Raw genomic sequence first — 14946 nt, 5'->3', positions numbered from 1 at the left:
TGGATCTGGTCTTTGGCTCCAATTCCCAATTGCGGGCGCTTTCCGAGGTCTATGCCCAGTCCGATGCCAGCGAGAAGTTCGTCAAGGACTTTGCGGCTGCCTGGAACAAGGTGATGAATATGGATCGTTTTGATCTGGAGTCATAAGCCGTTGGGACAGGCTTTCAGGAGCCAAACGCCCGGGGGTGCGGCCGGCAACGGCTGCGCCCCTTTTTTCTGGATGAGCGGTGCCGCTCCGCAGCGCTCTGCAAGACAGTTGATTGATCGTGACTCTCGGCGGAGAGACAATACCCGCATGGGAATTGGCTGGAGGTAGAGATGGCCGGAGGCTGGGCAAAAGACGACGCGGTGCAGGAGCAGATCGATGCCTCGGTGGAGGATGCCCTGGCTCGGGCCCGCAGCCGCATGCCCAAGGGCGAGAGCCTGAGTGAGTGCGAGGAATGCGAGGCTCCCATTCCCGAAGCACGCCGCCGAGCCCTGCCCGGCGTGCGCCTGTGCGTCCCCTGCCAGAGCGAACGCGACGAGGGCGAAAAAAAGCAATTCGCCGGCTACAACCGTCGTGGCAGCAAGGACAGCCAGCTTCGTTGAAAAACCGCTGGGCTGTCCCACCCGCTCGGGAAAGCAAGAATCTGCAGCCCCCGTCCCTTCAGCGGTGCCCTGCTGCTAGACTGAGCCATGGAAGTCGAAGGCCGAATCGGCCTTCCAGAGGAGGGTGCCTGCCAAATGCATTTCTTGGATGCCAGCATGGCGGGAGACACCTTCCTCGCCGGCGATTACTCGGTGCCGCTGGTGCTACTCTCCCTGCTGATTGCGATCATGGCCGCTTTCGCCAGCATCAGTCACGTGGACCTCATGCGAGCCACCCGGTCTGCACGGGCCCGTCTCGGCTGGCATCTCAACGGTGCCCTGGCCCTGGGGCTTGGGGTGTGGACGATGCACTTTACCGGCATGGTGGCCTTCCGCCTGCCGGTGGCAATCGAATACCACGCCTTGCTGACCCTCGTTTCGGTCTTCCCGGCCGTCCTGGCAGCCTACCTTGCGCTTGACGTCATTTCCCGCCCCCGCCCCAGCTTCCGGGCGATCCTGTTGGGGGGCGCACTAATGGGCCTGGGCATTGGCGGCATGCACTACATCGGCATGGCCGCCATGGTAATGGAGGCGGCCATGGCCTACCGGCCCGGGCTGGTATTGCTGTCCCTGCTGGTTGCGGTGGTGATGTCCAGCCTGGCGCTGGCGATTCCGCGAGTGATGGGTAAATTCCTTCAGGAGCACCAACTGTACCAACCCCTTGGCTTCAAGCTGGCGAGCGCAACCCTCATGGGCCTGGCCATTTCCAGTCTGCACTATGTTGCCATGGCCGCGACCCGTTTTCCGGCGGGGCACAGCCACGAAGTGGCACTACCCGGCCCCACACTGAACCCGGATCTCGTCGCCAGCCTCGCCGTTGGCAGCAGCCTGTTCATCCTGATCACCTCGACGGTCACTGCCAGTCTGCGACAACGGGTGGAACTGGCGCGATTGGAAGCCGAATCAGCCCGACTTCAGGCCCTGGAGCTGGACGAGCGCTTTACCAAAATCGCCTCCCGTCTGCCTGGGGTGGTGTACCAGTTTCGGATGGCCCCCGATGGCCAGTTGTCCTTCCCTTATGCCAGCGAGGCCATCCGGGATATCTACGGGGTCCCCCCTGAAGCGGTCAGAGAGAACGCCGACCCCATTACCAGGATTATTCATCCGGATGACCTTGAAGGGCTGCTGCAGTCCATCCAGGAATCGGCAGAAACAATGTCCACCTGGGGACACGAGTACCGAGTCATACACCCGGAGCATGGCGAACGCTGGCTCCAGGGTAATGCCTTGCCGGAAAAGGCCGCTGATGGTGCCGTGATATGGAATGGCTTCATAACCGATATCACTGAACAGAAGCAGTCACAGGAGAAAATTCACCAACTGGCCTTCTATGATGACCTTACCGGGCTACCCAACCGTCGCCTGCTGGACTATCGAATGGGCTTGGTCCAGGCCGCCTCCAGCCGCCTGAGAAGCTATGGGGCGATCCTTTTCATCGATCTGGATGACTTCAAGCGGCTGAATGACACCATGGGGCATTCCGTGGGCGATGAACTGCTCAAGACGCTTGCCCGAAGACTGGAGGGGCGCACCCGCTCGGTGGATACCGTGGCTCGCCTGGGCGGGGACGAGTTTGTCGTCATTCTTGACCGCCTGGGCAATAAAGAGAACGAAGCCGCCCAGCGCGCCGGCCTGGTTGCCGAGGACATCCAGGCAATCATTACCCAACCTGTTAACTTACCTCAACACGAACACCGCTGTGCCGCCAGCATCGGCATCACCCTGTTTCAGGGGGACGTTGACAGTCGGGAAGAACTGCTCCGGCGTGCCGATACCGCGATGTACCAGGCCAAGGCAGATGGCCGAAATTCCATTCGATTCTATAACCCTGAATTGCAGCGGCGGATGGAGCGCCAGTTTCGGATGGAAGCCGAGATTCGCCAGGCCATTGATAGCGATCAGTTCTTCCTCCATCTGCAGAAGCAGGTGGGTGGCAATGGCAAGCTAATTGGAGCAGAAGCACTGCTTCGGTGGAACAATCCTTCCCTGGGCATGGTCTCACCCATGGAATTCATTCCAGTGGCCGAGGAAACCGGCTTGATACTGCCACTGGGGAATTGGGTGCTGGAAAATGCTTGTCGCATACTGAAGGACTGGGAACAGGAAGCGGCGACCGCGGACCTGAGTTTGTCCATCAATGTCAGCGCCAGACAGTTCCACCAGAAAGATTTTGTCAGACAGGTTCAGCGTGCAATTGATGAGCATAAGGTATCCCCTGACCGGCTGAAGCTGGAGCTGACTGAATCCCTGGTGCTCGAGGACATTGAAGACAGCATGGACAAAATGGAGCAGCTCCACGCCCTAGGACTGCATTTCTCCATGGATGACTTTGGTACCGGCTATTCCTCCATGGCTTATCTCTCCCGGCTGCCCTTCGATGAAGTGAAGATTGACAAATCCTTTGTCCAGAATGCGGCTCGCGATCGAAACCAGCGGGACTGGGTGATCATCGAAGCCATCATCGGCCTGGCCAGCAACCTCAACATGCGTGTGGTCGCAGAGGGTGTGGAGACACAAACCCAGCAGAGCTATCTGTGCCATCTCGGCTGCCGCTGCTTCCAGGGCTACTTCTATGGCCGACCCAAACCAGTTGAAGAATTCAATGTAGCAATCAAGTCCCAGTTCCATGGCACGGAGTCATCATGAAGCAGTCAACCCCGCCGGCCATTGAGGTCAAGGACCTGTCCAAAACCTATGAGGGTGGGTTCCAGGCCCTGTCAGAGGTCAACCTGAATATCGAGCATGGTGAGATCTTCGCCTTGCTGGGCCCCAATGGGGCGGGCAAGACCACGCTGATCAGCATCCTTTGCGGCCTGGTCACACGAAGCAGTGGAGAAATCCGCATTGGGGGCCATGACATCATTCGTGACTATCGGTCCGCTCGCCAACTGGTGGGCCTGGTACCCCAGGAGCTGGCTACCGACTCCTTCGAATCGGTCTGGGACACGGTGAGCTTCAGCCGCGGCCTGTTCGGGCTCAAGCGCAACGATGCTGTGGTCGCGGGGGTACTCAGGGACCTGTCACTTTATGACAAGCGTGACAAGCAGATCCGGACTCTGTCGGGTGGCATGAAGCGGCGGGTGATGATCGCCAAGGCCCTGGCCCATGAACCCCGCATACTCTTTCTGGATGAGCCCACCGCCGGCGTAGATGTGGAACTGCGCCAGGACATGTGGAATCTGGTCCGGGGCCTCCAGCACAACGGCGTGACCATTATTCTTACCACCCACTACATCGAAGAAGCCGAACAAATGGCCGAGCGGGTCGGGGTCATCAATCACGGACGTTTGCTTTTGGTGGAAGAGACCAGTCAGCTCATGCGAAAGCTGGGGCGGAAACAGCTTACTATCGAGCTGGGCCAGTCGATCAAGCAGGTGCCAGATCAGTTGAATGGTTATCGCCTATCGCTCATCAACGACGGCAGTGCCCTCATCTATGACTATGCCGATGAGTTCAAGGAGAGCGGAATTGCCGACCTGCTGCGCCGCCTCAACCAGGCGGGCATCGTGATCAATGACCTGCACACTGACCAGAGTTCCCTGGAAGACATCTTTCTCGATTTGCTGAAGGATCGACAATGATTCGCAATCCCCGGGCCATTCTGGCCATCTATCTCTTCGAGATGAACCGTACCCGCCGCACGCTGATGCAAAGCATCGTCGCGCCGGTGATCAGCACCTCACTGTATTTCGTTGTTTTTGGAGCGGCCATCGGTTCACGCATCGATGAAATCGGCGGGGTCAGCTACGGGGCGTTTATCGTGCCGGGGCTGATCATGCTGATGTTGCTGACCCAGAGTGTTTCCAACGCCGCCTTCGGTATCTACTTTCCACGCTTTACCGGCACCATCTACGAGATCCTCTCGGCGCCGGCATCGTATCTGGAAGTCATGCTGGGCTATGTGGGCGCCGCGGCCACCAAGTCCATCATTCTTGGGCTGATAATCCTGGGCACGGCCTGGTTCTTCGTGCCCCTGGAGATCGCCCACCCCCTCCTGATGCTGTTGTTCCTGGTACTGACGGCATTTACCTTCAGTCTCCTGGGTTTCATACTCGGCATCTGGTCGGAAGGATTTGAGCAACTACAGTTCGTGCCGCTACTGGTGGTCACGCCCCTGACCTTTCTGGGTGGCACCTTCTATTCCCTGGATGTGCTGCCCCCGGTCTGGCAGACCGTTTCCCTGTTCAATCCGGTGGTTTATCTGGTCAGCGGATTCCGTTGGAGCTTCTACGAAGTGGCCGACGTCCATGTCGCCATCAGTTTCGCGGTGATCCTGGCGTTTCTGGCCATCTGCATTGCCCTGGTGGCCTGGATATTCCGAAGCGGGTATCGTCTCAAACCCTGAATTGGACGAAATTTGATCAACATCAATTATGGAACCTCTAGAGGTTCCCTATTCTCCGCGCCATGGGTGTATGGTGGCGTGAAACGATTGCGCGAGGTTTGAACATGAGCAAGGAAAAAATCCTGGACCAGTTGCTGGACAAAGCCTTCTTCAAGGGAATGGACGAGGCTGACCTGAAATTTCTGGCCGAGAATGCCTCCAGCCGTAACCTCAAGGAAGACGAGGTCCTGTTCCGCCATGGCAACCGGGCCGACAGTTTTTTCCTGGTCACGGGCGGTCGCATCAGCCTTGAGGTGGCTGCCATCGAAGGCCCACCCCTTGAGCTGCAGAACGTGGGCGAGGGCGCCATCATCGGCTGGTCCTGGCTGATCCCGCCCTATCGCTGGCATTTCCAGGCTCGGGCGGAAGAAGACAGCAGCGTCATCCGCTTCGATGGCGATGTCATCTTCGAGCGCTGCGAGAAGGACCCGGATTTTGGCTACGAAATGCTCAAGCGCTTCGCCGGCCTGATGTCGGAACGGGTCAGCTCGGCCCGGGAAAAGATGATGCAGGAGTGGAATCCGCCGGGATTTGCCTGAAACGGCTCGAAGCCTTCAAGGCCTACCTGTCAGCCCGCCGCAGGAGCGGATTCATCCGCGATCGGGGAATCGACGACCCTAGAATCGCGGATGAATCCGCTCCTACATATCTGCCTGCGCGGCCGGCTCTCCCGGCCTCGTCCGTACACGGGCACCCTGATTGCTCTAGAATGCTCTCCTTTGGAACGGACCCCCAACCCCGGGAGCATCCCATGCCACGCATTGTTGCCGCCCTTTTCGCCCTCAGCCTGGCCGCTGCCGCCCTGCCCGCCTGCGCGGCCGACAACGCCGCCCAGGCTGATCCGGGACAGGCGGAACACTACGTCCTGGCCGGACAACTGCTGGACCCGAAGACCGGCGATGTGCGGGACGACCAGCTGATCGGCATTGCCGAAGGGCGGATCGTCTCCGTCAGCCAGCGTGACGCCGTTGAGCTGGACGAGGACGGCAAGGTCATCGACCTGAGCGACCGATTCGTCCTGCCCGGGCTGATCGACACCCATGTCCATCTGACCAACGATGCCAGCGTTCAGGGCCACGCCCGCCTGGGGCGGGGCAGCCATCGGGCCGCGCTTTACGGGGTCAGAGCGGCGAGAAAGAATTTGGAGGCAGGCTTTACCACCGTGCGCAATCTCGGTGCGCCAGCCTTCGCCGATATTGCTATTCGTGATGCCATCGAAGCCGGCGACTTCCCCGGCCCGCGCATGCGCGTGGCCGGCCAGTCCCTTGGCATGACCGGGGGCCATTGCGACAGCACACTGCTGCCACCGGACTTCGAACATCGCGGTGGTGGTGTGGCCGACGGGCCCTGGGCCGCCCGTGAGCAGGTTCGCAAGAATCTCAAGTATGGCGCCGACACCATCAAGTTCTGCGCCACCGGCGGGGTCATGTCCAAGGGCACCGCCACCGGCGCACGCCAGTACACCCTGGAAGAAATGGAAGCCATCGTTGACGAGGCCCATGCCCTTGGCATGCGGGTGGCCGCCCATGCCCACGGCGATGCCGGCATCAAGCTGGCCATCAAGGCCGGGGTGGATTCGGTGGAACATGCCAGCCTGATTTCCGATGAAAGCATTGCCCTGGCGCGCCGCAACGGAACGGCCCTGTCCATGGACGTCTATGTCTCCGACTACATCCTGGGCATGGGCGAGGAAGTGGGCATGCTGGAGGAAAGTCTCGAAAAGGAGCGGGAAATCGGACAGGCCCAGCGGGACAGTCTGCGTCGGGCCCATGAAGCCGGGGTTCGAATCGTCTTTGGCAGTGATGCCGGCGTCTATCCCCATGGTCAGAACGGCAAGCAGTTTGCCCGCATGGTGGAAGCCGGCATGAGTCCCCTGGAGGCCATCCAGGCCGCCACCATCCACGCCGCCGACCTCCTGGACTGGTCCGATGAAATCGGTCGTATCGAACCCGGTTTTCATGCCGACTTCATTGCCGTGGACGGCAGCCCCCTGGACGATGTCACCCGACTGGAATCGGTTCGCTTCGTGATGAAGGCCGGCGAAATCCACAAGCGCTAAAACATTTGCTGACGTGAATCATGAGGCTGATCTATCGCCTGCACCGCTGGATCGCCCTGGGCCTGGGCGCCCTGTTCGTGCTCATTGGACTGAGCGGCAGCCTGGTCGTGTATCAAAGCGAACTGGACCGGGTTCTCAATCCTGAGCTGTTACGCGGCAGTGGCGCCGCAGAACCAGTCAGTGCCGAGCAGGCCCTGGGGGCGGTGGAGGCTGTCGCCGGAGACGATGAGGCGGTGACCTTCCTGTCCCTGCCTTCGGCTAGCCAGGACGTCTTCCGGGTCTATATCGGCACCCCGGAGCGCATTTTCGATCGTCTGGCAACGGTAGACCCGGCCTCAGGCGAGCTCATGGGCATCCGGCCCGTGGGCGAGGGCCTGATGCGCTTCATCCATGTACTCCATTTTCAACTGCACCTGGGCAGTCAGGGTCAGACCGTGGTGGGCTTGCTGGGCCTCTGCCTGCTCTTTTCCCTGCTTACCGGCACCCTGATCTGGCACCGCCGCCGGCACACAGGCCGCCCTGCCCAAACCATCCATCATGGCCTGGGACTCTACGCCGGCCTGCCCCTGCTCCTGGTCGCGGTCAGCGGCATCCTGCTGGCCCTGCCCCAGTACACCCGGCCCATGGTGGAGACTGTCTCGCCCCTGTCAGGGCTGGACCTGCACCACCACTCTCTGGTGGCGGACAATGGGCGAGACATTGGCCTCGAGCAGGCCATGGATCTGGCACAAGCCACGATGCCGGACGGCGATGTCCGCAGCATTGGGCTGCCCCGCGGCCCCGAGGGGGTCTACCGCATCACGGTACGGGAAGGGGAAGCTGCCGGATGGCTGCCAGGCAGCGGTCACGTGGTGCTGGACCGCTACAGCGGCAAGATGCTGGCGGAACGACACTGGAGCGATGCCAGCGGCGGTGACCGCTTCATGACTGCCTTGCGCGCCATCCACGGCGGCAACTTTCTGGGTGGCTGGGGCAAGGCCCTGGTGGCCCTGATCGGCATGCTGCCCCTGCTGCTCTATCTCACCGGGATTCGGCTGTGGCTGAGACGTCGCACCATCGGGCAATGATTTCATGCAATTGCTGCAAGCCGTCGGTGAGTGCCGCCGGGCCGGGCTGCAGGATATTCACGGATTTGATTTCGTGCAGCTCATTGTCACGGACCGCCGGGATGCGATCGAAGCCCGGCCGTTCACAAACCTTCTCGGGGCGGAATTTCTTGCCGCACCAGGAACCGATGATGATATCCGGCTGACGCTCGATGACCGTTTCGTAGTCCGGGATGATCCGGTTCTTGCCCAGGGCCTCTTCCTTGAGTTCGGGAAAGCAATCCTCGCCGCCGGCGATTTCAACCAGTTCCGAGACCCAGCGAATACCGGAGAGCATGGGCTCATCCCATTCCTCGAAATACACCCGAGGTGTTTTCGGCAAGGCCGCCGCCTGGGCACGAATCTTTTCCACTCCGCCGCGCAGCTCATCTACCAGAGCCCGGGTCTTTTCCTGGCAACCGATCATGCCCCCCAGCATGGAGATCATTTGGAAAATCTCGTCCACGCTGCGGTGATTGAAGATATGGACCTCCACGCCATGCCGAATGAGCTCGGTGGCGATCTCCGCCTGCAGATCGGAGAAGCCGAGAACCAGATCCGGCTCAAGATCCAGAATCTTGTCGATCTTGGCGCTGAGAAAGGCCGAAACCTTGGGCTTTTCCTTGCGTGCCCGGGCCGGGCGCACGGTAAAGCCCGAGATCCCCACGATGCGCCAGTCCTCTTCCAGCAGATAGAGGGTCTCGGTGGGTTCCTCGGTCAAGCAAACGATACGTTCGGGATAATCACTCATGGGCCCATGATAAGGATTACAGCCGTCAATGCCAGAGCCGGGAAAGCGAAGCACATGCTTCCCGCCTCAAGAGTCGATATGATGGCGACTGATGCTTGGCGGATTCCATGGCGCGGAGGCAGGCCCCCATGAAGCAGCTCAACCCCGGCTCCCGATTCACCCAGTGGTTGTGGACTGTGCAGATCCAGGATCTGCCCAGCCGCAAGATGGCCTGGATGGTGCGGATTGCACGGGTGATTCATGCCGGCATGCGCGACGCCTCCATTGGGCAGATCAATCTGCGGGCCATGAGCCTGGTCTATACCTCGCTGCTCTCCATCGTGCCTCTGCTGGCCTTCAGCTTTTCGGTGCTCAAGGGCTTCGGCGTGCACAACCAGCTGGAGCCGGTGCTTCAAAGAACCCTGGAGCCCCTGGGGCCCAGGGCCGACGAAGTCACCCAGACCATCATGGACTTCGTGGACAACATTCAGGTGGGCATCCTCGGCTCGGTGGGCCTGCTGCTGCTGGTGTATGTGGTCTACTCCCTGTTGCAGAAAATCGAAGCGGCCCTGAATGAATCCTGGAACATTCGGCGCCAGCGGGGCATGGCGGAGAAGTTCAGCAATTATCTCAGTGTCGTGCTGGTGGGCCCGGTGCTGGTGTTCTCGGCGGTGGGTGTCACCGCCACCTTCTCCAGCCACACCCTGGTCCAGCGGATATCGGAGGTGGAGCCCTTCGGGACCTTGATGGTCTGGTTCAGCACCCTGATGCCCTATTTGCTGGTGGTGGCCGCCTTTACCTTCATCTATGTCTTTGTCCCCAACACCCGGGTCAAGCTCAAGGCCGCTCTCACCGGCGCCGTCATTGCCGGCCTGGCCTGGCAGACCACCGGCTGGGCATTTGCCCAGGTCATCGCCACCTCGGCCCGCTACACCGCCATCTATTCCGGCTTCGCGGGTCTGCTGTTCTTCATCATCTGGCTCTATCTGAGCTGGCTCATTCTGCTGTTCGGCGGCAAGATCGCTTTCTATATCCAGAATCCCCAGTTCGTCACCCGACTGCCGCCGGCAACCGGCGCCACCCACCGAGAGAAAGAGGAGCTGGGCCTGGCGGTGATGTATCTCATTGCCCGCAGTTATCTGCGCGGTGAACGCCCCTGGACGTTCGAAACCCTCTGTCGAGAGTTGCATGTTCGCGGCGACGTGCTGGAAAGCGTGGTGGATCGACTGGAAATGGCCGGCCTGATCATTAGCACCGAGGGTTATCAGCCCGGCTTCCTGCCCGGCCAGGACCTGGCCCGGATGCGCTTGCAGAAGATCCTGGATGCCAGCCGCGGCTACCAGCAGAGCGATGATCCGGAAGCACAGATGCGCTCCCTCAAACCGGTCGGCGGGCTGATGAACAGCCTGGAAGGGGCCATGCGCGACCAATTGGGACAAAAGACCCTGCGTGACTTTGTGGAGGAAACAGAGGACAGCTAAACGCGGATGGCACTTGCGTAGTTTCGCCCTCTTACAGGGGCCGTCAGCATATCCCTACACGCCCCATCACGATCTGCTGATTACGCCAAAGCCGAGCCCTGCGTATCGTTATACCCACAGCGCGGGCATTGGCGGAAAGGGGGGAGTCAATGCCGGGGGCGTCGGCCAGGGACTGGCACGATCCCCGACCAGGATGGTCATCCGGCATGATGAATGCCATGCCCGCGCGACAGTCCAGGAGGGGCTGGGGCCGGTTCAGGCCGGCGGATCAGGGATGATCCAGAGTGGGCAACTCAGGCGCCCAGGATGGGCAACCCCGGGACGGGGTCTGGCAGGGAGGCCCAGCGACAACCAAGGCTCGCCAGGGAAGGTGTCGAGACGCCGCGAACAGAACTCAGGCTGTTCGCGGCGTTTTTTTTACTCCCAATCGAAGCGCGGCAGATCCATGAAGGCCTGGCGGAGATTGCGGGACCAGGCATCCTGCATGCGGCGCCAGAAGGGATCGTCTTCCTCAAAGCGCAGCCGGGGATCGAGGCGATGGCTGTCGGCCTGATAGAAGGCCAGTTCCACCGGCGGCCCGACGCTGAGATTGGAGCGCATACTGGAATCCAGGGAAACCAGGGCGCAACGGGCGGCCATTTCCAGACTCATGCCGCTTTCCACGATACGATCCAGGATGGGCTTGCCGTATTTGGTCTCTCCGGCCTGCAGAAAGGGCTTTTCCTCACTGACCCGGATGTAATTGCCTTCCGGGTAGATCAGATAGAGATTATGGCTTTCCTGGCCGATCTGGCCGGCCAGGATGAAGGTTGCCTTGGGCCGAAAGTCCGCCTGAGTGGCCCCTTCCGGGCCCCTCTGTACTCGCGTGCTGATGGCACCGATGTACTCGGCCACGTCTTCCAGATGATCGAGGCGGTTGATCGAGGTCTCGGCCTCGGAGTCATCGAGGTCACGCTGGATACGGCTGGTGACCGCCTGGGTGGTGGCCAGGTTGCCGGCCGAGAGCAGCACCATGCAACGATCGTCACTGGTGGGCAGCTCATGCATCTTGCTGTAGACGCTGACATCATCCACCCCGGCACTGGTGCGCGAGTCGGAGGCCACCAGGAAGCCGTTGTCGGTACGTATGGCTAGACAGTAAGTCATGACGGTGCCACGGGCCGGTCAGTCGCCGGCAATGGTCATTTCCTCGATCAGGAGCGAACCGGTGAGCACGCTGGCGCGGTGGTCCACATCATCACCGGCGGCGACGATGCCACGAAGCATGTCCTTGAGATTACCCGCGACGGTGATTTCCTCCACCGGATGGACGATCTCGCCCTGCTCCACCCAGAATCCGGCCGCGCCACGAGAGTAATCCCCCGTCACGCCGTTGATTCCCTGCCCCATCAGCTCGGTAAGCAGAAGGCCGGTATCCATCTCCCGCAGCATTTCCTCAAAACCGCGGCTGGGCCCGACCAGGGAGAGATTGTGGACGCCGCCGGCATTGCCGGTGCTCTCCAGCCCCAGTTGACGGGCACTGTAGCTGTCCAGCACATAGCGGGACAGGCGCCCGGATTCGACCAGAGGATTATCCTTCAGGGCCACGCCTTCGCCGTCGAAGGGGGAACTGCCGAGAGCCCTCGGCAAATGGGGATACTCCACCAGACCCAGCCACTCCGGCAGGACCTGATTACCCACGGCATCCAGAAGCCAGGAGGCCCGACGATACTGGGAGGGCCCGGAAGCCGCGCCCACCAGAGTGGCGATCAGCCCCCGCGCCAGCGGCGCGGGGAACAGTACCGGCGCCTTGCGGGTGCTGAGTCGACGGGCACCCAGGCGGCGGACGGTTCGCTCCCCGGCCCGGCGTCCCACGGCCTCGGGTGATTCCAGGGCAGAGGAAAGCCGTGCCGAGGAATACCAGAAATCCCGCTGCATGCCCTGCTCGTCCCGAGCGAGAACACTACAGCTGATGCTGTGATTGGTGCCCTCGTAGCTGCCGAGAAAGCCATGACTGTTGCCACAGACCCGGACGCCGTGGTGAGTATCCACGCTGGCACCATCGGAGTTATCGATGCGACGGTCGAAATCCCGGGCGGCCTGCTCACAGCGCTGGGCCAGGTCGATGGCCATTTCCGGGGACAGGGCCCAGGGGTGACAGAGATCCAGATCCGGCCAGTCCCGCGCCAGGCGCTCGGCGGGCGGCAGGCCGGCATGGGGATCGGCCTGGGTAAAACGGGCGATGTCGCAGGCCTTGGCCACCATTTCCCGGATGGCCCGGTCGCTCAGGTCGGAAGTGTTGGCGGCCCCCTTCTGCTGGCCGAAATAGACGGTGATTCCGATCCCCCGGTCCTGACGGTATTCCAGGGTCTCCACCTCACCCAGGCGGACACTCACGCCCAGGCCGGTATCCACACTGGCGCCACTTTCCGCGCCATCGGCACCCCGGCGCCGGGCCTCGGCCAGGGCCTGATCGACGGCGGCCTCGAGGTCCTGGCGACCCAGGGAACTTGTGACCTCGGCGGTCTCGGACATGAATCGACTCCGCTTGCTGGGCTGCAAAGTGTCGGGATTCTAACAGAGCCGGACAGGAATGGATGAATCGGCCCGGGCCTAGGCGGACCGCTCCGCCTCCACGACCTCGTGAATGTAGCGCAGCTTGGCCACCACGCTGTCATTGAGCACATAGGGATAGGCATCCCGCATGCCCATGCTTCGGTTCATGAGGTTAATGTTGATGCTGACCCGACTCCAGACCCGGATCAGCTCATCAAAGTCCCTCGGGAGACTGACCCCCATGTCCAGGGCATGGGCGGTTTCCAGGGCATCGGTGATCTGCAGATAATGCCCCCAGCACTCGGCCCAGTCCTCCCAGGGATGGGCCGCGGCATAGGCACTGATGTAGTGCTGCTGCCAGTTTGCCGGTGGCCCCTGCTGATAATGGCGGCGCAGGGAAGACTGGTAATCCTGACGCTCGTCACCAAAGACCTCGCGAAAACCGGCCAATCGCCCGCCTTCCAGAATCAGTCGATCCCAGAAATAGTGACCGATCTCGTGGCGGAAGTGCCCCAGCAGGGTGCGGGAGGCCTCATTCAATTGCTGACGCAATGCCTCGCGGGCCGCATCATCGGCTTCGATGATATTGATGGTGATCAGGCCCTTTGCATGGCCGGTGAACACCTTGCCGCCGGACCAGGATGAGTCAACGAATTCCTGGGTCGGCTGCTGGTCTTCCATGAAGGCGAAGGCCAGGCCAGTGTGCGGATCATCCCGCTTGGCGAGAAAGGGCAGACCCAGGCGGAGCAGATCGTAAATGACCCGGCGCTTCTCGCGCTCCACATTGAGCCATTTGTCACGGTTACCGGGCCGGTCCAGATTGGGGATGATGCGATTCATGCGGCAGGCCACGCAGTAACGCTCACCATTATCACTGACCACCATCCAGTTGCAGACATTTTGCTCACTGTAGTTGCGGCAGCGGTGATACTCCCCCATCTCGCCCTCGGGAGTGTGGGCCCGCCAGAGATCGTTGCCTCCTGGCAGGGGCTCGAGCGCCGCCTGTGTAAGACGCTCCGGCAGGAAACCCAGGCGCCGGCCACAGGCCAGACATTGGTCATTTTCGAAATAGACCGGGTTGCCGCAAGCGCAACGGTAGATGTTCATGCCGCCCTATCCAGCAGGAAGTAGGTGTTGGCAATCTCAGCATGGAGTCGGCTCAGCTCCACCTGCAAGTCGTCCAGGAATTCATGCAGACCGGACTCCGCCAATTCCGGTACATTGGCTTCCTGGATCCGGCGCTTCATGCGCGTGACGCTGCGCAAGGGTCCATCATTCCGTGGCAGATCATGCAGACAGGCCTCCACCTCGCTCATGCAATGGAGCAGTGCCCGTGGCAATTTCGGGTCCTGAAGCAGATACCGCAAGACGTCCGAACCCCGCACCCTGACCCGTACATTGCGCCGATACATCTGATAGGCGGTCAGGGACTTGAGCACGCTCATCCACTGGATGTTTTCAAAAGGCGTGAGATCCTCCGCCCGGTGGGGCAGGAGATCTTCTGAACGCACGTCCAGGATGCGGGTCCCCATGTCCGCTCGTTCCAGATTACGACCGATGCGGATGAACTCATAGGCTTCGTCATGGCTCATGGTGCCGGCCAACAGGCCGGTGAGTTGCTGGCAGCGCTGAATCACGCCGCGCAGAAAATCGTAGCGCTTGCGCTTGGCAATGCCACCCTTGAGTTCCTGACGGGCATGGAGGTAGAGATCGTTGACCTGCTCCCAGCCTTCCCGGGGGACCAGGTCGCGAGTGGAGCGCAGATTCTCACGGGCCATGAACAAGGCGCTGAGAATGGAGCCCGGGTTACGCCGGTCGGCAATGATGAAGCGAGTGACATTTCGCTCATCCATCTCATCACCGAACAGCTTGGCAAAGGGCGCTTCGCTGCCGGTGATAGCGATCAGGGGCTCCCAGCCCAATTCCACCGACCGGGGCAGGTCCATAATCAAATTGGAATGGACGTTGACCAAACGCGCCAGGTCCTCCGCTCTTTCCATGTAACGGGCAGTCCAGTAAAGGCTTTCGGCCACTCTCGACAACATG

General features: G+C 61.1%; 13 protein-coding genes. 8 read left to right on the top strand and 5 right to left on the bottom strand.

Going from position 1 to position 14946, the window contains the following annotated elements; translation table 11 throughout:
• The first annotated feature begins 317 nt into the window (after positions 1-317).
• From ACJWXQ_RS05000 to ACJWXQ_RS04970, 7 genes are all read left to right on the top strand, one after another.
• Positions 318-587, top strand: a complete 270-nt coding sequence (locus ACJWXQ_RS05000; RefSeq protein WP_346051385.1) for a DksA/TraR family C4-type zinc finger protein — start codon at positions 318-320, stop codon at positions 585-587.
• 135 nt (positions 588-722) lie between these two features.
• Entirely contained in the window at positions 723-3272 is a 2550-nt protein-coding gene (locus ACJWXQ_RS04995) for an EAL domain-containing protein (protein ID WP_406672291.1), read from the top strand.
• Entirely contained in the window at positions 3269-4207 is a 939-nt protein-coding gene (locus tag ACJWXQ_RS04990; protein ID WP_346051381.1) for an ABC transporter ATP-binding protein, read from the top strand. The genes ACJWXQ_RS04995 and ACJWXQ_RS04990 overlap by 4 nt, the downstream gene beginning before the upstream one ends.
• Complete coding sequence (locus ACJWXQ_RS04985) at positions 4204-4971, top strand: ABC transporter permease (RefSeq protein WP_346051380.1); 768 nt, start codon at positions 4204-4206, stop codon at positions 4969-4971. The genes ACJWXQ_RS04990 and ACJWXQ_RS04985 overlap by 4 nt, the downstream gene beginning before the upstream one ends.
• 104 nt (positions 4972-5075) lie before the next feature.
• On the top strand, positions 5076-5549 hold the full coding sequence (locus tag ACJWXQ_RS04980; RefSeq protein WP_346051378.1) for a Crp/Fnr family transcriptional regulator: 474 nt from the start codon (positions 5076-5078) through the stop codon (positions 5547-5549).
• A 212-nt stretch (positions 5550-5761) separates the two neighbouring features.
• On the top strand, positions 5762-7069 hold the full coding sequence (locus tag ACJWXQ_RS04975) for an amidohydrolase family protein (protein WP_406672290.1): 1308 nt from the start codon (positions 5762-5764) through the stop codon (positions 7067-7069).
• Between the two features lie 20 nt (positions 7070-7089).
• Positions 7090-8136: a PepSY-associated TM helix domain-containing protein gene (locus tag ACJWXQ_RS04970; RefSeq protein ID WP_346051374.1), complete on the top strand. Its 1047-nt coding sequence runs from the start codon at positions 7090-7092 to the stop codon at positions 8134-8136.
• Here the strand turns inward: ACJWXQ_RS04970 and ACJWXQ_RS04965 are convergent.
• Positions 8090-8905 carry a cobalamin-binding protein gene (locus tag ACJWXQ_RS04965; protein WP_406672289.1) on the bottom strand — a complete coding sequence of 272 codons (816 nt, stop codon included), beginning with the start codon at positions 8903-8905 and terminating at the stop codon, positions 8090-8092. The two genes, ACJWXQ_RS04970 and ACJWXQ_RS04965, sit on opposite strands and share 47 nt — an antisense overlap.
• A 128-nt stretch (positions 8906-9033) precedes the next feature.
• Here ACJWXQ_RS04965 and ACJWXQ_RS04960 point away from each other — a divergent pair, with 128 nt between their 5' ends.
• Positions 9034-10365, top strand: a complete 1332-nt coding sequence (locus ACJWXQ_RS04960) for a YihY/virulence factor BrkB family protein (protein WP_406672288.1) — start codon at positions 9034-9036, stop codon at positions 10363-10365.
• Between the two features lie 417 nt (positions 10366-10782).
• Here the strand turns inward: ACJWXQ_RS04960 and ACJWXQ_RS04955 are convergent, their stop codons facing one another.
• From ACJWXQ_RS04955 to ACJWXQ_RS04940, 4 genes are all read right to left on the bottom strand, one after another.
• A complete protein-coding gene (locus tag ACJWXQ_RS04955) occupies positions 10783-11511 on the bottom strand; it encodes a peptidase (RefSeq protein ID WP_346051370.1) in 729 nt (242 codons plus the stop codon).
• 18 nt (positions 11512-11529) lie between these two features.
• Positions 11530-12879: a metalloprotease PmbA gene (gene pmbA / locus ACJWXQ_RS04950; RefSeq protein WP_346051368.1), complete on the bottom strand. Its 1350-nt coding sequence runs from the start codon at positions 12877-12879 to the stop codon at positions 11530-11532.
• Positions 12880-12957: 78 nt separating this feature from the next.
• Positions 12958-14007 (bottom strand): putative zinc-binding metallopeptidase, encoded by a 1050-nt coding sequence (locus ACJWXQ_RS04945; RefSeq protein WP_346051366.1) that lies wholly within the window; start codon positions 14005-14007, stop codon positions 12958-12960.
• The gene (locus ACJWXQ_RS04940; protein ID WP_346051364.1) at positions 14004-14945 is read right to left on the bottom strand and encodes an alpha-E domain-containing protein; all 942 of its coding nucleotides are present in this window, start codon (positions 14943-14945) and stop codon (positions 14004-14006) included. The genes ACJWXQ_RS04945 and ACJWXQ_RS04940 overlap by 4 nt, the downstream gene beginning before the upstream one ends.
• Between the last annotated feature and the right edge of the window lies 1 nt (position 14946).

Origin of the sequence: Natronospira sp., from assembly GCF_007134575.1 — a bacterium.
GTDB classification, from domain to species: Bacteria; Pseudomonadota; Gammaproteobacteria; order Natronospirales; family Natronospiraceae; genus Natronospira; species Natronospira elongata.
This window is presented reverse-complemented; position numbering and strand designations above follow the sequence as displayed.

Bases quoted from the DNA above. Each gene is read 5' to 3' on its own strand.
- ACJWXQ_RS04945 (WP_346051366.1), bottom strand. From the start codon at position 14,007: ATGAACATCTACCGTTGCGCTTGCGGCAACCCGGTCTATTTCGAAAAT.
- ACJWXQ_RS04995 (WP_406672291.1), top strand. From the start codon at position 723: ATGCATTTCTTGGATGCCAGCATGGCGGGAGACACCTTCCTCGCCGGC.
- ACJWXQ_RS05000 (WP_346051385.1), top strand. From the start codon at position 318: ATGGCCGGAGGCTGGGCAAAAGACGACGCGGTGCAGGAGCAGATCGAT.
- ACJWXQ_RS04975 (WP_406672290.1), top strand. From the start codon at position 5,762: ATGCCACGCATTGTTGCCGCCCTTTTCGCCCTCAGCCTGGCCGCTGCC.
- ACJWXQ_RS04970 (WP_346051374.1), top strand. From the start codon at position 7,090: ATGAGGCTGATCTATCGCCTGCACCGCTGGATCGCCCTGGGCCTGGGC.
- ACJWXQ_RS04980 (WP_346051378.1), top strand. From the start codon at position 5,076: ATGAGCAAGGAAAAAATCCTGGACCAGTTGCTGGACAAAGCCTTCTTC.
- ACJWXQ_RS04990 (WP_346051381.1), top strand. From the start codon at position 3,269: ATGAAGCAGTCAACCCCGCCGGCCATTGAGGTCAAGGACCTGTCCAAA.
- ACJWXQ_RS04985 (WP_346051380.1), top strand. From the start codon at position 4,204: ATGATTCGCAATCCCCGGGCCATTCTGGCCATCTATCTCTTCGAGATG.
- pmbA (WP_346051368.1), bottom strand. From the start codon at position 12,879: ATGTCCGAGACCGCCGAGGTCACAAGTTCCCTGGGTCGCCAGGACCTC.
- ACJWXQ_RS04955 (WP_346051370.1), bottom strand. From the start codon at position 11,511: ATGACTTACTGTCTAGCCATACGTACCGACAACGGCTTCCTGGTGGCC.
- ACJWXQ_RS04960 (WP_406672288.1), top strand. From the start codon at position 9,034: ATGAAGCAGCTCAACCCCGGCTCCCGATTCACCCAGTGGTTGTGGACT.
- ACJWXQ_RS04940 (WP_346051364.1), bottom strand. From the start codon at position 14,945: ATGTTGTCGAGAGTGGCCGAAAGCCTTTACTGGACTGCCCGTTACATG.
- ACJWXQ_RS04965 (WP_406672289.1), bottom strand. From the start codon at position 8,905: ATGAGTGATTATCCCGAACGTATCGTTTGCTTGACCGAGGAACCCACC.